The sequence below is a fragment of the Niveispirillum sp. KHB5.9 genome (genome assembly GCF_048066115.1).
Lineage (GTDB): Bacteria > Pseudomonadota > Alphaproteobacteria > Azospirillales > Azospirillaceae > Niveispirillum.
Genome location: NZ_JBLTYX010000013.1, coordinates 89291 through 108236 on the forward strand (window position 1 = coordinate 89291; position 18946 = coordinate 108236).

General features: G+C 67.1%; 19 protein-coding genes. 9 read left to right on the forward strand and 10 right to left on the reverse strand.

Going from position 1 to position 18946, the window contains the following annotated elements:
• Positions 1-6: 6 nt before the first annotated feature.
• The 3 genes from ACM9HJ_RS20010 to ACM9HJ_RS20020 all read left to right on the forward strand — a co-directional run bounded on the left by ACM9HJ_RS20010 (position 7) and on the right by ACM9HJ_RS20020 (position 2406).
• Positions 7-771, forward strand: a complete 765-nt coding sequence (locus ACM9HJ_RS20010) for a methyltransferase domain-containing protein (RefSeq protein WP_416573529.1) — start codon at positions 7-9, stop codon at positions 769-771.
• Positions 772-812: 41 nt separating this feature from the next.
• Entirely contained in the window at positions 813-1166 is a 354-nt protein-coding gene (locus ACM9HJ_RS20015; RefSeq protein WP_416573530.1) for a hypothetical protein, read from the forward strand.
• A 217-nt stretch (positions 1167-1383) separates the two neighbouring features.
• Entirely contained in the window at positions 1384-2406 is a 1023-nt protein-coding gene (locus ACM9HJ_RS20020) for an NAD(P)H-dependent flavin oxidoreductase (RefSeq protein ID WP_416573531.1), read from the forward strand.
• A 104-nt stretch (positions 2407-2510) separates the two neighbouring features.
• Here ACM9HJ_RS20020 and ACM9HJ_RS20025 read toward each other — a convergent pair whose 3' ends face one another.
• The 4 genes from ACM9HJ_RS20025 to ACM9HJ_RS20040 all read right to left on the reverse strand — a co-directional run bounded on the left by ACM9HJ_RS20025 (position 2511) and on the right by ACM9HJ_RS20040 (position 7412).
• Entirely contained in the window at positions 2511-3062 is a 552-nt protein-coding gene (locus ACM9HJ_RS20025; protein ID WP_416573532.1) for a DUF924 family protein, read from the reverse strand.
• Between the two features lie 114 nt (positions 3063-3176).
• Complete coding sequence (locus ACM9HJ_RS20030) at positions 3177-4442, reverse strand: CCA tRNA nucleotidyltransferase (RefSeq protein WP_416573533.1); 1266 nt, start codon at positions 4440-4442, stop codon at positions 3177-3179.
• Between the two features lie 4 nt (positions 4443-4446).
• The gene (locus tag ACM9HJ_RS20035; protein ID WP_416573534.1) at positions 4447-5724 is read right to left on the reverse strand and encodes a DUF2336 domain-containing protein; all 1278 of its coding nucleotides are present in this window, start codon (positions 5722-5724) and stop codon (positions 4447-4449) included.
• Positions 5725-5744: 20 nt separating this feature from the next.
• Positions 5745-7412 (reverse strand): diguanylate cyclase, encoded by a 1668-nt coding sequence (locus tag ACM9HJ_RS20040; RefSeq protein ID WP_416573535.1) that lies wholly within the window; start codon positions 7410-7412, stop codon positions 5745-5747.
• A 108-nt stretch (positions 7413-7520) separates the two neighbouring features.
• Here ACM9HJ_RS20040 and ACM9HJ_RS20045 point away from each other — a divergent pair, with 108 nt between their 5' ends.
• The 4 genes from ACM9HJ_RS20045 to ACM9HJ_RS20060 all read left to right on the forward strand — a co-directional run bounded on the left by ACM9HJ_RS20045 (position 7521) and on the right by ACM9HJ_RS20060 (position 13108).
• Positions 7521-8294: a pyrimidine 5'-nucleotidase gene (locus ACM9HJ_RS20045; RefSeq protein WP_416573536.1), complete on the forward strand. Its 774-nt coding sequence runs from the start codon at positions 7521-7523 to the stop codon at positions 8292-8294.
• Positions 8295-8417: 123 nt separating this feature from the next.
• Positions 8418-9263 (forward strand): 2,3,4,5-tetrahydropyridine-2,6-dicarboxylate N-succinyltransferase, encoded by an 846-nt coding sequence (gene dapD / locus ACM9HJ_RS20050; protein WP_416573537.1) that lies wholly within the window; start codon positions 8418-8420, stop codon positions 9261-9263.
• A 5-nt stretch (positions 9264-9268) separates the two neighbouring features.
• A complete protein-coding gene (locus tag ACM9HJ_RS20055; RefSeq protein WP_416573538.1) occupies positions 9269-9655 on the forward strand; it encodes a VOC family protein in 387 nt (128 codons plus the stop codon).
• A gap of 114 nt (positions 9656-9769) precedes the next feature.
• Positions 9770-13108 (forward strand): SIS domain-containing protein, encoded by a 3339-nt coding sequence (locus tag ACM9HJ_RS20060; RefSeq protein WP_416573539.1) that lies wholly within the window; start codon positions 9770-9772, stop codon positions 13106-13108.
• Between the two features lie 115 nt (positions 13109-13223).
• Here ACM9HJ_RS20060 and ACM9HJ_RS20065 read toward each other — a convergent pair whose 3' ends face one another.
• The 5 genes from ACM9HJ_RS20065 to metX all read right to left on the reverse strand — a co-directional run bounded on the left by ACM9HJ_RS20065 (position 13224) and on the right by metX (position 16484).
• Positions 13224-13697, reverse strand: a complete 474-nt coding sequence (locus tag ACM9HJ_RS20065; RefSeq protein ID WP_416573540.1) for a MaoC family dehydratase — start codon at positions 13695-13697, stop codon at positions 13224-13226.
• A gap of 147 nt (positions 13698-13844) precedes the next feature.
• A complete protein-coding gene (locus ACM9HJ_RS20070) occupies positions 13845-14141 on the reverse strand; it encodes a lipopolysaccharide assembly protein LapA domain-containing protein (RefSeq protein ID WP_416573541.1) in 297 nt (98 codons plus the stop codon).
• A 124-nt stretch (positions 14142-14265) separates the two neighbouring features.
• The gene (locus ACM9HJ_RS20075) at positions 14266-14406 is read right to left on the reverse strand and encodes a hypothetical protein (protein WP_416573542.1); all 141 of its coding nucleotides are present in this window, start codon (positions 14404-14406) and stop codon (positions 14266-14268) included.
• A 215-nt stretch (positions 14407-14621) separates the two neighbouring features.
• Positions 14622-15260 carry a methionine biosynthesis protein MetW gene (gene metW / locus ACM9HJ_RS20080; protein ID WP_416573543.1) on the reverse strand — a complete coding sequence of 213 codons (639 nt, stop codon included), beginning with the start codon at positions 15258-15260 and terminating at the stop codon, positions 14622-14624.
• Between the two features lie 9 nt (positions 15261-15269).
• Positions 15270-16484 (reverse strand): homoserine O-acetyltransferase MetX, encoded by a 1215-nt coding sequence (gene metX, locus ACM9HJ_RS20085; RefSeq protein ID WP_416573544.1) that lies wholly within the window; start codon positions 16482-16484, stop codon positions 15270-15272.
• 174 nt (positions 16485-16658) lie between these two features.
• Between metX and ACM9HJ_RS20090 the strand changes: the two genes are divergently transcribed.
• Positions 16659-17525 (forward strand): chorismate mutase, encoded by an 867-nt coding sequence (locus ACM9HJ_RS20090; RefSeq protein WP_416573545.1) that lies wholly within the window; start codon positions 16659-16661, stop codon positions 17523-17525.
• Between the two features lie 122 nt (positions 17526-17647).
• Positions 17648-18082 carry a DoxX family protein gene (locus ACM9HJ_RS20095; RefSeq protein ID WP_416573546.1) on the forward strand — a complete coding sequence of 145 codons (435 nt, stop codon included), beginning with the start codon at positions 17648-17650 and terminating at the stop codon, positions 18080-18082.
• Between the two features lie 19 nt (positions 18083-18101).
• Here ACM9HJ_RS20095 and ACM9HJ_RS20100 read toward each other — a convergent pair whose 3' ends face one another.
• Complete coding sequence (locus tag ACM9HJ_RS20100) at positions 18102-18887, reverse strand: dioxygenase (protein WP_416573547.1); 786 nt, start codon at positions 18885-18887, stop codon at positions 18102-18104.
• Positions 18888-18946: the final 59 nt, after the last annotated feature.

An 18946-nucleotide genomic window follows, 5' to 3' on the forward strand; every position in this document is an offset into this window, starting at 1 on the left:
GGCGCGGTGCAGTGGAATCCCGATCTCTATGAGCGTTATCGCGCCCTGCGGGAACGGCCGGGGTGCGACCTGCTGGCCGCCATCCCGCCCATTGCGGCCCGGACCATGGTGGATCTGGGCTGTGGCACGGGGTATCTGACCCGGCAACTGGCCGACCAGTTCCCCACGGCTGCCGTGACCGGGCTGGATGGTGATCCCGCCATGCTGGCAAAGGCCGGGCAGGAGGCGTCGCGCGTCACCTGGCAACGCGGTGACATCGCCGACTGGCGGCCGGAGATGCCGCCCGACCTGATCTTCTCCAACGCCGCCCTGCAATGGCTACCGGGGCATGAGGCCCTGTTCGCCCGGCTGGTCCTGTCGCTGGCGCGCGGTGGGGTGCTGGCGGTGCAGATGCCGGACAATTACGCCGCCCCGTCGCACCGGCTGCTGCTGGAACTGGCGGGACGGGAGCCCTGGGCGCAGAGCCTGACCGGGGCGCTGCATCATGGATCGGTGCTGACCCCTGAGGATTACTGGCGGGTTCTGCGCCCGCATTGCACCAGCGTCGATATCTGGCACAGTGACTATCTCCAGGAACTGGCGGGCGACGACCCGGTGCTGGAATGGGTGTCGGCCACGGCCCTGCTGCCGGTCATGGCCCGGCTGCCGGGCAATCTGGCGGCGTCATTCCGTGCCGCCTATGGTGCGGCCCTGCGTGACGCCTATCCGCGGCAGGCCGATGGCAGCACCCTCTTCCCCTTCCGGCGTATTTTCATCCTGGCCCGCATCTAGGATAATGGGCATGTGCGCTTAATCAACAGCGGGTGTGGGCAATGCCGTTGAACGTGCTGGAAGTGACGATCTTCGCCATGGTCCTGGCGGGCGGCGACCCGCTGGTCTGTACCAGACAGGATGGGACGGAGGAGATGATCCTCTGTTCCAACGGCCAGGTGGCCACGCTGGATGGCGACCGCATCACCTTCAAGGACCATGTCGCCGTGGTGAAGTTCCCCGATGGCACCCTGGCCTTCTCCAATGGCATCCGTTCGCATTGGGGCAGCGCCGGATGGGTGCAGTTCTCCAACAAGATCTCCATCCGCCGTAATACCGATGGCAGCTTCAAGACCAGCACCGGGCTGCTCTGTCGGGAACTGTCCAAGGACAAGGCCAACTGCCAGAAGGGATGAGGCCAGCGGTCATGAAATGACCGGTGGTACGGCGGCGACTGCTGCCGCGCCGCACGTGCGGCTTAGCCAAGGGCGCGGATGCGGGCGCCCGGCTTCTCGAGGGAACATGAACAGGTGGGCGCAGCGGTAGACGGGTCAGCCCCTTGACCCTTCGCTGTACGAACGGTAGTGAACCCGATCCTGTGGTTATTTTAGAATGCAAGGGGCCCCCGCCGCCATGTCTTCCGCACGTCAGCATCTGGATCAGCTCTGGTCGCGGGGCCGCGACTATCTCGGCACCGACCTCGCCATCATGGGCGGTGCCATGACCTGGGTGTCGGATCGCAATCTGGTGGCGGCCATTTCTAATGCCGGTGGCTTCGGCGTCATCGCGTCCGGTTCCATGTCGCCCGACCTGCTGCGTGATGAGATCCGCGGCACCCAGGCCCTGACGACCAAGCCGTTCGGCGTGAACCTGATCACGCTGCATCCGCAGCTGGACCAGCTGGTCCAGGTCTGCCTGGAGGAGAAGGTGGGCCATATCGTGCTGGCTGGCGGCCTGCCGCCCGGAACGGCGATCAAGGCGGCCAAGGATGGCGGCGCCAAGGTCATGTGCTTCGCCCCGGCTCTGGTCATCGCCAAGAAGCTGATCCGCAGCGGCGCCGACGCCATCGTCATCGAGGGGTCGGAGGCCGGCGGTCATATCGGCCCCGTCTCCACCTCCGTCCTGGCGCAGGAGATCCTGCCGGAGATCCGCGATGTGCCGGTGTTCGTGGCCGGCGGCATCGGGCGCGGGGAGGCGATCGTGTCCTATCTGGAGATGGGGGCGGCCGGCGTGCAACTGGGCACCCGCTTCGTCTGCGCCACCGAATGCCGCGCACATCCCAAATTCAAGCAGGCCTTCATCCGCGGCAATGCGCGCGAGGCCATCGCGTCCGTGGCGCTGGACAACCGTTTCCCGGTGATCCCCGTGCGGGCGCTGCAGAACGAGGGCACCAAGCGCTTCATGGAAAAGCAGCGCGAGGTCATCGCGCGGTTCGATGCCGGCGAACTGGACCAGAAGGAAGCCCAGCTGGAGATCGAGCATTACTGGGCCGGTGCCTTGCGCCGCGCGGTGATCGACGGCGACGTGGAAAACGGCTCGCTGATGGCCGGTCAGTCGGTGGGCATGGTCACCAGGGAACAGCCGGTGGCGGAGATTCTGGCTGATCTGCTGTCCCAGGCCGAGGCGGCGTTGGGCGGGCGGGGTGTGGCGGCGTAACCACCCGTAGGTCAGGTCGAGCCAAAGGCGAGCCCTGACAATATCGCTGGAAGCCTTTCTGTCGGGGCTCGGCATTTGCCTCGACCTGACCTACGATTACGTTTTCAGAACCCTGACCCCGGCATGGCCAGATAGGCCTGCTCGGCCTCCGTACTCTCCCGTCCCAGCACCTTGTTGCGGTGGGGGAAGCGGCCGTACTGGGCGATGACGGCCAAGTGGCGGCAGGCATAGTCCAGCAGGGCCGGGTCGCGGGTGCGGTTGGCGAACAGGCGCACGGCTAGGCGCTGGTCCTCGATCTGTTCGGAATGCTCGAACGGCAGATAAATGAACAGGCGCTGGTCTTCCGGCAGCATCAGGTCCTGTTCCCGCGCGATGGCGTCGGTGGCGATGGCCAGGGCCAGATGGTCGGTGGCGAAGGCGCGCGGGGTGTTGCGGAACATGTTGCGCGGGGCCTGGTCCAGCAGGATGCACAGCGCCAAAACCCCTTCCGGCACCTCCGCCCAGTCGGCCAGATCGCCATTGCTGGCGGCCAGATGGGCGGCCAGCAGGTTCTTGGTCACCTGGACGTCGAAATCCGGCCCGCCGCCGAACCATTTGGCCGGCCCCGCTTCCTGGAACCAGAAGGCCAGCACGCCATCGATGTCACTGGCCCGCATTGCGCGTCTCCCGGGGGGCGGGGAGCCGGCTGCCTTCCGTCCCCGTAATATGCAAGTGATGCAGCGGTCGTGGTCGCATGTCCAGGGGCTGCGTGGCGCAGAAGTCTATGGTGCTCATTCCCGTGCCTGCCGTTCGGCGATGCGGCGGGTCAGTTCGGCCAGGCATTCCTCCCGCGTGGGGCGGTATTCGCGGGCGGCCCACCAGCCTTCCACCCCGGCCAGCAGCACCCCGACCTCCGGCCCCGGCGTCATACCCTGTTCCAGCACGTCGCGGCCCTTCAGGGGGAAGGGCACGACGATCCACACCGCCGCCTCGGCCAGTGCTTCCAGCAGTTCCACGGCCGGGGTGCCGCGCGTGGCGGCCGCCAGCAGCAGCAGGTCGCGATAGGTCTCCGGCCCCAGCTTCTGCAGGGCATGGCGCCGGCTGGTCACCGTCAGGTCGGGATGCACATCCACGGGCGGGGCGCACAGGCCCAGCAGATAGTCGCGGTTGGCGTTAGACAGGCGCAGGCGTTCGGCGGTGTCGGCCGCCGCCGACAGGCCGGTGGGCAGGAGCGCCGCCAGATGCGCCATGGGATGCGCCTCCCCCACCAGCCATTCCAGCCGGTCCAGGGCCGCCAGCCTGGTCAGGTTGGTGGCCTGGGGCAGGGTCTGGGCCACCACCCCGCAATCCATCATCAGGCGCCAGACCTCCACCATCTTGTCCTGGGCCAGGATCTTCATCACTTCCGTCTGCACCCGTTCGCCCGACAGCGACGGCAGCAGCGGTGCCATGGTGGCGCAGGCGGCCAGCGCGTCCGGGTCGGGCCGCGCCTGGCCGAACCGGGCATGGAAGCGGAAGAAGCGCAGGATGCGCAGCACATCCTCCGCGATCCTTTCCCGTGCCTGGCCGATGAAGCGCACGCGGCCGGCCTTCAGGTCGCGCACCCCGCCGAACGGGTCGTACAGTTCCCCCTCCGGGGTCAGCGACATGGCGTTGAAGGTGAAGTCGCGACGCGACGCATCCTCCAGCCAATCATCGGTGAAGGCGACGGTGGCATGGCGTCCGTCCGTCTCCACATCCCGTCGCAGGGTGGTGATCTCGAACGATGCACCCTCGGTCAGGGCGGTGACGGTGCCATGGTCGATACCGGTGGGGAGGGCGCGGATGCCGTCCTGGCGCAGGCGGCGCATCACCTCGTCCGGGGGCAGCGGCGTGGCGATATCGACATCGGCGGCCTGGATGCCCAGCAGCCCATCACGCACGCAGCCGCCGATGAAGCGCGCCTCCTGACCCGTGCGCATCAAGGACTGCATGACCCGGCGCGCCGCCGTGCCCGCCATCAGGCCCACGGGGCCGGGATGGAGGGGGGCGGTGTCCGGATCAGCGATGCCGGTCATGACCTCATGCCTTCAGCCCGAAGAATTCCAGCTGCCAGTTCATCTCGCTGTCCGACATCGGGTAATGCGTGCCCTCGCGCGCGTTCAGCACCGATGTCGGCGGGATGTTGGCCACGCGCAGCTGGATCTGCCGGCACAGGCGCATGGACAGCTTGGCCCGCCAGCACAAGGCGGTGACGCCGCGCGCACTCTGCCCGCCGATGATCTTGTCCACGGCGTCGAGCGGGATGTTGGAGCGCACCGACAAGGCCGCCAGCACGAAGCCGCGATCGCCCTGGGTCAGGGCCGAGGCCACCATATCTTCATCCAGCTTGCCGGCGGCATGGGCCTTCTTGGCCCGTTCCATCGGCCGTTCCTTGGGCGCTTCCTCCGCCCCGTCCTCGGCGATGCCCAGCGGTTCGGCCCCGCCGCCACGGTTGGATGCCCGGGCGCGCTCCTGCACGGCGTTGCGCACCGCACTGCGCACATCGGGCGGCAGGTCGGCGCGGCTTTCCAGCACCTTCATCAGTTGTTCGGAGACGAAGCCGGCGATGCGGGCGGCGGCCTTGGGTGGCAAGGCCGGGCGGCGGACCAGGGGGCCGTGCCAGGGCTCGAACTTCGGTGCCATGTCGATGATGCGGTCCAGCGTCTCCTCGCGGATCTGGGCCGATGCATTGCCCAGCAACGCCGCCACCGCCGCCTCGCTCTGCGTGCGGGCCACGGCTTCGGATACCCCACCCGACAGGCCGGCGCGCTGGGCGATGGCCACCAGCTTGCCGTCCATCGGCTGGCTGCCGATGATCGACAGCAGGTCGTCATCGGTCAGCAGCGGCGAATGACGCAGGACCGGGCCGGAAACCGACAGTTCCAGGTCGTTGGCCAATTGCTGGATCAGGTGCAGCGGTGCGCCCGGCTGGTCCTTCAGCGTTTCGGCCACCACCCGGCGCACGGCGATGGCCTGGTCGCGGGCCAAGGCCTCCACGATGTCCATGGTCATGCGTTCCAGCTGCCCGACCCGGTCGGCCGGTAGCGACGGCACCAGAAGTGCTATCTTGCGGGCGAGGCCGGACCGCACCTCCTCGTCCGGATCGCCGCAGAGCAGCAGGTCGGCCTGGCGCGGGGTGGCGTTGTTGCGCGCGATCTCGCGCCGCACCTCGGCACTGGTGTCATTGGCCAGATAGAACAGGATTTCCGGCTGCATGTCGGCGCGGGCGGCAATGACGCGGCGTTGGCCCGCATCCTCGCTGGCCGCCAGCTTCTTGGCCGTATCGTAATCCATGGGGGAGGAGGAATTGCCCTTCATCGCGGACCCGTACCCTGTTCTCATCCGGCGGCCAGCGCCGGTGCCAGGGCCCGATGGCCCTTGCCCATACGCTTGGCAGCATACATACCCTGGTCACCCCGGTCGACAAGGCCCTGTGCCGCCTCGCCCGACCCGCCGCGGTAACTGGCGATGCCCACCGACACGCCCAGCGGCTTCTCCGGAGATGCCGACAGGGGGCGCAGGAACTCCGCCGCCTCGCGCAGCAGCCGGTCGGCCACGGCGATGGCCTGTTCCTCGTCCACGCGGTCGACCCACAGCACGAACTCGTCACCGCCCAGCCGTCCGGCCAGATCGCCGGCGCGGGCCAGACGGCCCAGCAGCTCGCCCACGGCGCGCAGCACATCGTCGCCGGCCCCGTGGCCCAGCTTGTCGTTGACCGCCTTGAAATTGTCGAGGTCGAAATAAAGCAGGGCGGATGCGCCGCCCGTCTGCTTGTCCAGCCGTCCTTCCAGCATCTCCATGAAGGTGCGGCGGTTATAGAGGCCGGTCAGACCATCGCGTTCCGACAGGGTCTTGAGGCGTTCCTGATAGCGGGCCTGAGCCACGGCCACGCCCACCTGGTCGGCGATGGCCTGAATCATCGAATAATCATCCTCGTTCCAGTCCTGCCCGTCGCCACGCCAGACCAGGATGGCGCCATTCACCTCGTGCCGGAACAGGGTGCGGGTGGCCAGCATGCCGTAGCCGGCAACCATGGTGGTGCCCGGGTCCGGCTGTTCGGCCACTTTTTCCAGGAAGGGGGCGATGGCGCCGGCAATGTCCACGGGCATGGCCAGCTGTGCCGCGGCTTCCATGAAGGCATCGCCGGTGCGGGCATAGAGGCGGGCGCCACCGGCCCCCGTGGCATTGACTGCCACGCCCACCGCGATCTCCAGCGTCTTGCCGGGATCGACGTCGTCGCGGGTGGAGGAGACGATATAGCCCAGATATTTCTCGCGCAGGCGGACCTGGGCCAGTTCCATGCCTTTGACGCGGGCCTCGGTAATGTCACGGCAGGCACCGCGGGCACCGATCCAGTCGCCCTGCGCCCCGATCAGCGGCACGGCGGACGAAATCAGGCAGGCCGCCTCCCCATCCTTGCCGCGCAGCCAGACCTCTGTCCGCTCAATCGCCACGCCGGTATCAAACGGCAGCGGCTGGTCGGCGAAGTCGGACAGCACGAATTCCGACGGGTGGCGGCCCACCAGATCGTCGGGGTGATAGCCGATGGCACCGGCGGCCGACACGAAGACGAAGCGCCCGTCCGGTCCGACTTCCCAGGCGAAATCGGACGAGATGTCGACCAGGTCCTTGTAACGCTGGCGCGATTCGGTCAGCGCGTGGCGCAGGCGGCGTTCCAGTGTCACTTCCCGACCCAGGCACAGCACGCCGCCGCCGGCCAGCAGGACGGTGTTGAATTCCACCACGCCCGGCCCGCTGCCCGTTTCCACCGGCACCGACCGGTGCGGCTCCGTCAGCGGTCCGCCCGATGCGGCCCAGCGGCCGATCTCCGTCAGCCAGCCTTCGTGACGTTCCACCAGCAGGCGCGCACCCTTGTTCAGCAGCACGGACCGCCCCTCGCCATCCAGCGTCAGGCCGGGGCCGGGCCAACCGTCCAGCAACGCGGACAGGGCCACGATATCAATGGCATCGTCGCTGGCCCGGGCTGGGCCGGAAGGGGATGACAAGAGAGGGGTGCTCCTGTGGTAACCATTTCGCTGATCCAGTGGTAACGCACCGGAGCCCTGCGGTCCATCGCACTTGCGGTTACATCGGTGGTTGACCATGTTACAATCATGACAAACGTTTATCGGCACACCGCCACCGCTCCGCTTGCGGGTAGTCCCGCCGCTCCGCTTGCCGGTGCCGATCCGTTCGGCCATGTGGACCATTGGGTCTTCGACCTGGACAACACGCTGTATCCGGCGCGCTGCAACCTTTTCGCGCAGGTGGATGTCCGGATCACAGATTACATCGCCAATGCCCTGGGCATGGACCGGGAGGCGGCGCGCATCAAGCAGAAGGATTATTACCTGCGCCACGGCACCTCGCTGCGTGGGATGATGATCGACCATGGCATGGAGCCGGCGGAATTCCTGGCCTATGTCCATGATATCGACGTGACGCCCGTCGACCCGTCGCCCCTGCTGGCCGCTTCGCTGAAGGCGCTGCCGGGGCGCAAGCTGGTCTTCACCAACGGGTCGGTGCGTCATGCGGAGAATGTGCTGGCGCGCCTGGGAGTGGCCGACCATTTCGACGGCATTTTCGACATCGTCGCCGCCGATTACGTGCCCAAGCCCGATCCTGCCCCCTATGCCACCATGATCAAGCGGTTCGGGTTCAAGCCCGAGCGGGCGGCGATGGTGGAGGATCTGCACCGCAATCTGCTGCCGGCGGCCGATGCCGGCATGACCACGGTCTGGGTGCGCACCGACAGCGAATATTCCCGCCCCGACCTGAAGCCGGGGGAAGTGCGGCCGCTGTCCGATGACCATCCCGGCGCCCACGTGCATCATGTGATCGATGACGTCGAGGGTTGGCTGGACCGGCTGACCAAGCATCTGCGCTGATCGGTCTCGCCCGAACGGTCGTGCGGGCATGGGCGGTCTGCGGGCGCCTTCGTTGACAGGTCCGGCGGGGCCGGCCCAAAGTCGCCGCCGACCTCGCCAACGCACGACAGGGACCGCCCCGCAATGACCAGCCACGCCGATCTCGCCCGCATCATCGACCAGGCCTGGGAAGACCGCGCCAGCCTCGGTTTCTCTACCGAGGGCGATGCGCGCGACGCCGTCAACCGCGCCCTGTCGCTGCTGGATGCCGGCGATGCACGCGTGGCGGAAAAGGTGGATGGCGCCTGGGTCGTGAACCAGTGGCTGAAGAAGGCGGTGCTGCTGTCCTTCCGCCTGAACGACAATGGCCTGATCTCCGGTGCGCCGGGCGGGGCCTTCTGGTGGGACAAGGTCCCGTCGAAGTTCGAAGGCTGGGATGAGACTATCTGGCGCCAGGCCGGTTTCCGCGCCGTGCCGGGTGCTGTCGTCCGCCGCAGCGCCTTTGTGGCGCCGGGCGTGGTGTTGATGCCCAGCTTCGTCAATGTCGGCGCCTTCGTCGACAAGGGCACCATGGTCGATACCTGGGCCACGGTCGGCTCCTGCGCCCAGATCGGCAAGAATGTGCATCTGTCGGGTGGCGTCGGCATCGGCGGCGTGCTGGAGCCGTTGCAGGCTGGCCCGGTGATCATTGAGGATGATTGCTTCATCGGTGCCCGGTCGGAAGTGGTGGAAGGCGTGATCGTGGAGCAGGGTGCGGTCCTGTCCATGGGCGTGTTCATCAGCGCCACCACCAAGATCATCGACCGCACCACGGGCGAGGTGTTCGTGGGCCGCGTGCCGGCCTATTCCGTGGTCGTGCCCGGCAGCCTGCCCGGCAAGCCGCTGCCTGACGGCACGCCCGGCCCGTCGCTGTCCTGCGCGGTGATCGTCAAGCGCGTGGATGCGCAGACCCGGTCCAAGACCTCGATCAACGACCTGCTGCGCGACTGATCGCCATGCCCGCCATCGGCGCCCTGACCCTGCTGGTGCGGGATTATGACGAGGCCATCGCCTGGTATCGGGATAAGGCCGGCTTCCAGCTGGTCGGCGATACCGATCTGGGCGGGGGCAAGCGCTGGGTGCTGATGGCACCCAGGGGAGCTTTGGAGACGCGTCTTCTGCTGGCCCGGGCGGTGGGGCCGGAGCAGGAGGCGCAGGTTGGGTGCCAGGCCGGCGGCCGGGTCTTCCTGTTCCTGCATACCGACGATTTCGTCCGCGACCATGCGGCGATGCAAGCGGCGGGCGTGGTGTTCCTGGAGGAACCGCGACACGAGGCCTATGGCAGTGTCGCGGTGTTCCAGGATCTGTACGGCAACAAGTGGGACTTGTTGCAGCTTCGTTGAGGGTCTCCCTTCTCTCACCGCAATTCCGCCCCTTTCACCCGGCAAACCCACAGCATTTGCACCGGGCGGATGCTCGGGGTATCAACACACAGTATCTTTACAAGGATTGTGGACATGTGCGGCATTGCGGGCTTTCTGTCGAACCTGACCTGGCACCGGGACCATGATGTTTCCTGGATCGCCCTGTTGGCCGACAGTCTGCGCGATGTCGGGATCGACAATCCCGCCGGCATCGATGCGGTGCTGGACCAGTTGCATGCCCGCTTCGACGATCTGATGGCGTTTGCCACGCACTTGGCCCTGGTGGAACGCGCCGACCTGCGTGACCGGCTGGCCGGTGCCGCCAGCCGGATCGAGGGGCTGGAAGCGGAGCTGAAGGCCAGCGCCATCGCCCGCGACCCGGCCGCCGAACGCACGGCGGAGCGGCTGCGCGATTATGGCTGGCAGCTGCGCAACGAGGTGCTGGCCAATATCGACCGCACCCTGTCGCTGATCGGCGGCGTGCCGGCACCGGCGCGGGCCCAGCATTTCACCGCCTGGGCCACCGAACAGGTGCTGGAAAACCTGGACCGGCTGGAAGTGCGCGGGCGCGACAGCGCCGGCGTGTCGATCCAGCTGCGCCTGCCCGGCCCCCTGTCGGACGGGCAGATCGCCGACTGGCGCCGTCAGGCGGCCGCGGCCGCGCGCGACATGTCCGATGCCGATGGCGCCGTCAGTTTCCACACATTGGCCGATGGCGGGGCCACGGCGCGCTTCACCTATAAGGTGGCGCAGCTGATCGGCCAGCTGGGCGACAATGGCGCCACCCTGCGGGCCAAGCTGCGCGCCGATGCGCTGTTCTGGTCCATCGCGGCGCGTGCCGACCAGGTGGGCATCCTGGCCCACACCCGCTGGGCCTCGCACGGGGCCATCAACCTGCCCAATTGTCACCCGCAATCGGGCCGGCTGGCCGGCGACAATGCGCCGGTGCTGGCGCCCGATGCCGATGTGGTGGCCGTGCTGAACGGCGATATCGACAATTACCGGGGGCTGAAGGACGGTCTGGTGCGCGCGAGCGGCCATGAGGTGCCGGCGCAGGTGACCACGGATGCCAAGATCATCCCCGTCACCTTCCGCCTGACGCCCGGCAAGAATACGGGCGACCGGTTCCTGTCGGCGCTGCGTCAGTTCGAAGGGTCGGTGGCCATCGGCCTGCTGCATCCGACGGAACCGCAGCATCTGTATTTCGGGCAGAAGGGCAGCGGCCAGTCGTTGTTCCTGGCGCAGGTGCGCGACGGCCTGATCGTGGCGTCGGAGAATTACGGGCTGGCCCCGCGCGCCCGTGCCTCCATCGCCATGGCCAAGGTGGAAAAGGGCGGGCTGTCCGTCACGCTCTCCACCCTGGATGGGGAGCCGGCACTGACCGCCCGCACCATCGATGACGGGGCGGCCACGGAGCTGAAGCCCGAGACGATCGAGATTTTCAGCCGCGACATCTTCCGCGGCGACTTCGCGCATTTCTTTGAAAAGGAAGTGCATGAAAGTGCCGCGTCGGTGCGCAAGACGCTGGTCGGCCGCTATACCCGCCAGGGCCGCGCCGCCAGCTTCGACCTGGGTGCCGACGGCATCTGGGCAGGATTGCGCCGCCGCCTGTCCGATCCGGCCAAGCCCGCCATCCGCCGTGTGTTCGTGACCGGCCAGGGCACGGCCGCCATCGCCGGCATGGGCGTGGCCCATCTGCTGCGCCAAGCGCTGCCGGGCACATCGATCCATGTGGAGGCGGCCAAGGCATCGGAACTGTCGTCCGACCTGGACGGGGCCAAGCTGGACGATGCCATCGTCATCGCCATCAGCCAGTCGGGCACCACCACCGACACCAACCGCACCGTCGATCTGGCCCGTGCCGCCGGCGCCTGGATCCATGCCATCGTCAACCGCCGCAACAGCCCGCTGGTCCGCAAGTCCGACAGCCACCTGTTCACCAGCGACGGCCGAGACATCGAAATGGCGGTGGCATCCACCAAGGCCTTCTACAGCCAGGTGGCGGCCGGCAAGCTGACCTCGCTCTGCATCGCCGACGCGCTGGGCACGCTTTCCACCACCCAGATCCATGATGAACTGGTGGCCCTGGAAGGGCTGCCCGCCCGTATCCAGGAGGTGCTGGACGAGGAGGAGCAGATCGCGGCGTGCGCCGAACGCTACGCCCCGCAGAACCGCTATTGGGCGGTGGTCGGCAACGGCCCCAACAAGATCGCGGCCGAAGAGATCCGCATCAAGCTGTCGGAGCTTTGCTACAAGTCCATCCCGGTGGATTTCACCGAGGACAAGAAGCATATCGACCTGTCGACCGAGCCGCTGACCCTGGTCATCGCCAACGACCTGCCGCCGCTGCTGGCCCAGGATACGGCCAAGGAAGTGGCCATCTTCAAGGCCCATGCCGGCAAGCCCCTGGTCATCGCCGCCAAGGGGGAAACCTGCTTCGACACCTATGCCGAAACGGTGATCCGTGTGCCGTCGGCCGGGGCCGGCCTGGATTTCGTGCTGGCCACGGTGGTCGGCCATCTCTGGGGCTTCCACGCCGCTCGCGCCATCGACCGCCGCTCACAGGGCTTCCGCGCCCTGGGTGTCTCCATCGAACAGGCGCTGGTCGAGGCGGACCGGCCGCTCTCCCCCATCGTGGAGGCCATCGGCGTGGAGATGCGCCGCATCGCCGAAGGCGAGCAGGACGCGGCATTGCCGCCGCGTGCCGTGGCACAGCTGGCCGCCCTGTCTTCTTCGCTCACCGTCGCTGACACCGGCAGCCGCGCCGCCCTGCTGGCAGGCGGGTCGGAACTGATGCGCAAGCTGTTCGAGGAGACGAGCCGTCCCGTCGACACGATCCGCCATCAGGCCAAGACGGTCACCGTCGGCATCTCCCGTCCCGCGCGGGAGGTGGCGCCGTCGATCCTGTCGACCCTGTCGGCCCTGGGTGTGTCGCATGAGGCGCTGGCCGAGGCCGACCGCCAGACCCTGATCGCCTTCTCGTCGGTCCTGACCAATGTGACCGGCGGCATCCTCTATGCGCTGAAGGGCGAGATGCTGTCGGCCGGTGCCCGCGTCGGCGTCTCGGAAGGCCGCCCGTCCGGTTATGATGGTGGGCGCATCGCCACGGGCAGCAAGCGCCGGGCCCTGCGTCTCGGCCGGGTCATCTTCTCCGCCGGCAACAAGGCGACGGAGAATCTGGTGCTGATCCCGTTCTTCGCGGGGGCCGACTGGCGCGTGGCCGGGCTGGCCATGCTGCACACGCAGCTGATGGAACAGGCGTCCTTGCAGCAGAAGACGGCGCTGCTGAAGGAACTGCACCTCTATGAGGATCTGTTCGACGCCTATCACGATGTCGTGCATGGCGAGGACCGCGACTTCGCCGCCTTCATCGCCAATGTCAGCCCGCGCGACCTGCTGTTCCGGGCCCCGGGGGATGTGGTCAAAGGGTAAGTTTTCGTGCGCCCTCAAGCGCCGGGCGGGCGCATCAGCGCCCTTGGCTTCACGCCGCACGAGCGGTGCTGTGGCAGTCGCCGCCGGAGCGGTTTCGGTTTACCGAAACCCGCTTTCAGCCTTTGACCATCATGGCCAGCCATTCGGCGGCCAGCGCCGGCTTGTCCGATCCCTCGACCTCCACCACCACGCCATAGCGCATCAAGTGCTGGGCCGGCCCCTTGGCGTCCACGGCCATCAGGGTCAGGATGGTGCGGATGCGCTTGCCGCTATGCACGGGCGTGATGAAGCGCAGCTTGTCGAAGCCGTAATTGAAGCTCATGCCCGTGCCGGCCAGGGGCGGCAGCAGGTCCATGCCCACGGCACCCAGCAGCGACAGGGTCAGAAATCCGTGTGCCACGGTGCCGCCCAGGGGCGTGGCCGCGGCGCGCACCGGATCGACATGGATGAACTGGTGGTCGCCCGTCAGGTCGGCGAACCGGTCGATCATGCCCTGATCCACCACCTGCCAGTCGGACCGGGCCAGTTCCGTACCGATCCGCGCCTGATATTCCGCCAGCGTCAGTGCCGGCTGCTTCGCGTCCGTCATCCACATTCCCCCAATTCAAACGCTTGTTTTATGCATCATCACCGGGAGCGGGCTGGATGGCAAGATCGTAGGTCGGGGTGAATGCAATGAACCCCGACAAGCGACGGTGTGGCTTCATGTCGGGGTTCGCCTGTGGCTCACCCCGACCTACGGCGTGGTCACGGGCTTGGTGGCCCGGGCGGCGTCCAGTTCCTTCTGCAGCCGGTCGGCGCGGGCCTGGTGCAGGCGCCCATTGCGGCGATGGCCGTGATGGCCCAGCCAGACGGTCAGCCCGCCCGCGAAGAAACCCACGACCAGCGTGACCAGCACCAGGGCGAAGGCCGGTGCCTCCATGGTTCCGACCAGGGGCCAGAGGGCCAGTTGCACCGGTGTCAGGTTCGACACCGCGAACGAAATGGCCAGCGCCGTCAGCGGCAGGGTGAGGATCCAGGACAGATAGCGCACGGTCAGGTTCCCGTATGATCAAAGAAAAACGGCCCCGGGCGATGCCTGGGGCCGTGGGAGGATAGCAGAAACTACGCGGAACAGGGCAATGGGCGGGGCGGCACGGAGATACCGCCCCCACCCCTCACATCATCGCCGCCCCAACCAACAGGGCCAGCGACAATCCCATCAGGGCCGTGGATACATATTCCAGCCGTTCCAGGCGCTGGCGCGCGCGGCGCAGGTTGCCGGCCATGTCGGCATAGGCGCGTTGGGGTCGGAGCATGTTTTCGGCCTCCCATATCTGGGGCGCGGCCAATCCGAAATGCCACGCCCGGGTTAAAGGGGGCGGTTCGACGACTATCAGGCGGGGAATGCGCTGGGGGGCTGTATTTTCACCCGATTGCCGCCGAACCGTCACAAAACCTTGCACCCAATAATGGTAGGCGGCAAGAGGGAAAGTTCGTTTATAACCTTCTGTATGGTTTTAACGAAATTTCCTTAGCTGCGCTGCAGCAAGAAGACGGACTGCACGCCGAGCCAGTTGGCTCTGATGCTGTCCGCGGGGGCCGCTACGGGCCGGTCGTCGGCGCCCAGGATCAGGCTGCGTTCGATATCGACACCCATATCCTGGCACAGGGCGACCATGTCGGCGATGGTGCAAAAGTGGATATTGGGCGTCTCGTACCATTCATGGCCCAGACGGTCGGTCACCGGCATGCGCCCGCGCAACAGAAGGTCGGCCCGCACCCGCCAATAGCCGAAATTCGGCACCGACACGATGGCATGTCGGCCGATGCGGACCAGATGATCCAGCACGATGCGCGGATGGCGCGTGGCCTGCAAAGTCTGCGACAGGACCACGTAATCGAACCCGTCGCTGGGATAATCCTTCAGGTCTGTATCGGCATCGCCCTGAATCACTGCCAAGCCGCGCGCCACCGAGGCGCGCACCCCGTCCATGGACAGTTCGATGCCGCGCCCGTCCACCTGCTTGCGATGGACCAGGGCATGCAGCAATTCCCCGTCGCCGCAGCCGACATCCAGGACACGGGCACCGGGTTCCACCCAGTCGACGATGCTTTCCAGGTCGCTGCGAATGGATGATGAAGAAGGCGGCAGCAGGGAGGTCACGGCCATATTGTTCGCTCACTCCGCCCTGGCGGCGATGCCGCGCCGCGCCGCATGGCCTTCGATGAAGCCCCTGGCCACCTGATAGAATTCCGGCACGTCCAGCAGGAAGGCGTCGTGACCCTTGTCGGTCTCCACCTCCACGAAGCTGACATTGGCCGCAACGGCGTTCAGCGCATGGACGACGGCCCGGCTTTCGGGTGTGGGGAACAGCCAGTCGCTGGAGAAGCTGATGACGCAGAATTTCACCGGCGTGCCGGCTGGGCGCCCGTCGGGTCCGGTGACGCGGAAGGCATTGGCCAGCACCCCGCCATGGTCGGCCGCCAGATCGAAATAATCCATGGCGCGGGTGATATAGAGGTAGGAGTTGGCGTCGAATCGCTCGACAAAGCTGATCCCCTGGTAGCGCAGATAGCTTTCCACCTGGAAATCCGCGTCGAAGCCGAAGGTGATCGACTTGCGGTCCTGCAAATTGCGGCCGAATTTGCGGTGCAGGGCCGGTTCGGACAGGTAAGTGATGTGCGCGGCCATGCGCGCCACCGACAGGCCCTTGGTGGGCCGCGTGTCCTGGTTCAGGTAATCGCCCTGGCGCCAGTCGGGATCGGCCATGATCGCCTGACGCCCCACCTCATGAAAGGCGATGTTCTGGGCGCTGTGCCGGGCGGCCGTGGCGATGGGCAGGCAGCAATAGACCTTGTCCGGATAGGAGACGGCCCATTGCAGCACCTGCATCCCGCCCATCGATCCGCCGATGACGCAGAACAGTTGGTCGATGCCGAAACTGTCCACCAGCAGCTTCTGGGCCCGCACCATGTCGGCGATGGTGATGACGGGGAAGTTCAGGGCCCAGGGCTTGCCCGTCTGTGGATCAATCTCCTTCGGCCCCTCGCTGCCCATGCAGCCGCCGATGACGTTGGAGCAGATGACGAAGAACCGGTCGGTATCCACGGGCCGGCCGGGGCCGATCATCAGGTTCCACCAGCCCGGCTTGCCGGTCACCGGATGCTGTTCGGCCACATACTGGTCGCCGGTCAACGCATGGCAGACCAGCACGGCGTTGGACCGGTCGGCATTCAGCCTGCCATAGGTGCGATATGCCAGGCGGAAGCCGGACAGCGTGCCGCCGCCATCCAGTTCCAGCGGCTGTTCCGTGCCCAGGCGCAGAAACCCCGCCCGGCTGGAACTGGCGGCTTCGCTGGTATCCTGGCTGTGCGTATCGAATGCCGCGGTCATGCTTGCCGATTATCCCGTCAGGTCGTGCGACCCGGTATGGCGGACCGTTGCGGGCCTGCCCTTGCTGGGGGACAACAGCTATGAAGGGGGCCGACGGGTGTCAATGTTTTCTTTGATTTCGGGGGGGCATCCCGCCTAATACTATCCGCCCCGAAGGACCCGAGCCCGGCCCTCATGCCCACCAAACCGACTTTGGACGATTTGCGCCGCCAGATCGATACGATCGATGCGGAGATCCATACGCTGCTGATGCGCCGTGCGCAGGTGGTGGAGGAGGTGGCCAAGGTCAAACCGGCCGGCCGCCCCTATATCCGCCCCGGTCGCGAGGCGGAGATCGTCCGCAATCTGGTGGAACGGCATAGCGGCGCCTTCCCGGTCGATGCCGTCGTCCGCATGTGGCGCGAGATGATCGCGGCCCTGACCCGTATCCAGGGCCCGCTGGCCGTGGCCGTCGTCTGTCCGGGAGAGGCGATCAGCCCGCTCTGGGACAATGCGCGCGACCATTTCGGATCGACCACCCCGACCTTCCCGGTGAACACGCCGATGGCGGCCTTGCGTGCCGTGTCGGAGGGTTCCGCCACCCTGGCCGTCGTTCCCTGGCCGGAGGAGGATGATAACGACCCCTGGTGGCGCTACATCCTGTCGCCCGATCCCAAGACGCCGCGCATTATCGCCCGCCTGCCCTTCCTGCGTACCGAGGGGCAGAGCGTGGGGCGGGAGGGCGGTGACGCCCTGGTCCTGGCTGCCGTGCCCATGGAAGCCACCGGCGATGATCGCACCCTGCTGGCCGTGGAGGTGACGCAGGATGTCAGCCGCGGCCGGTTGAAGGATGTGCTGGAAGGGTCCGGCTTCGCCACCCTGCAGTTGCGCACCCACCATCTGCCCGGCGGCGGCGGTGCCGTGCATCTGGTGGAGGTGGAGGGCTTCGTGCCGCTGGACGATCCGCGTCTGGCCGCATCGCTGCAGCGCCTGGGCGACAGCGCCTCCAGCGTGCTGCCGATCGGTGCCTATGCCACGCCGGTGACCCTGCCCAAGGGCTGACATCGGTTGGAGGCGTCGCCGGTCGACCCGGCATTGACGCCCCTCCCATGGCCCCATACGCTTCCCGGCAAACAACAAGGCGGGCGGGAGCAACCCGGTTCCGCCAGGGAACAGGGTCCATCATGAATGAGAAGATGAAGCGGCTGCTGCTGCATCCGCCCGTGCGCGTGGGTGAGGATGTGGCGCTACTGGTGCTGCGCCTGATGGTCGGGGCGTTCCTGGTCTGGGGCGTGGCCGACAATATCCTGTCGGCGGAACGCATGGAGGAATTCGTCCGGTTCCTGGAAAAGTTCGGCTTCCCCCTGCCGGAGCTGATGGCGCGCCTGTCGGTCTATGCGCAGTTCCTGTGCGGGCTGGGCTTCATGCTGGGGCTGTCCACGCGCTGGGCCGCCATCCTCTGCATCGTGAATTTCATCGTGGCCATTGTGATGGTCGATCATGTGCTGGGGATCAGGGGCATGTTCCCCAGCGCCTGCCTGATCGCCATCGGCCTGCTGCTGCTGGCCCGCGGGCCGGGGCGGTACGGGCTGGACGGGGTGATCGCCGGCCGGGGCTGACCCGACCGACATTGTTCCCTCAAGCGAACGCGAAGGCATCCATGGCCAGAATGGCACGGTCGGTACTGCTGTGCAGCAGCCGGGCCGGCTTGCCCGGCGTGCCGGTGCCCAGGGCGGTGTAGAGCGGCCAGAGATGCTCGGGCGTGGGATGGTTGCGCTTGGCTTCCGGTGCCAGCCTCTCCCAGGCCAGCAGATCGTCATACCGGCCCTCCAGCAGCGCCTGGCGCATCCAGTCGGCAAACACCGTCACCCAGGCGGGCGAGGGCGCTGCCGGGTCCTGGCCGCGGAATTCATAAAGGTTGTGGCTGAAGCTGCCCGACCCCAGCACCAATACCCCTTCATCGCGCAGGGGACGCAGGGCCGCACCCACCGCCGCATGGTGCGCGGCATCCAGTTGCGGCTGCACCGACAGCTGGGTGACGGGAATGTCGGCTGCCGGCCAGGCCAGAGACAGGGGCGTCCAGGCGCCATGGTCCAGGCCGCGTTCGCCGCTATAGGCCACTTCCAAACCTGCCTGGGCCAGCAGGGCGCCGGCACGTTCCGCCAGGGCCGGCGCGCCGGGGGCGGGGTACTGCATGGCGAACAGGGCGGGCGGGAAGCCCCGGAAGTCGTGGATGGTCCTGGGCTGGGCCGCCAGCGACAAGGCGGGCCGTGGCGTCTCCCAATGGGCGGAGACGGCCAGGATGGCCGTGGGACGCTCCAAGAGGCCGGAAAGCCCCTTCAGGAAGCGATGGGCGGGGGCGTCGGGCTCCAGCGCCAGCATGGGGGAGCCGTGGGAGATGAAGATACCGGGCAAGGGTGCCATGGCGGATGCCGATCTCGCGGTTGCGAAGGAACAAGGCTTCCAGATGGGCATGCGGCCCG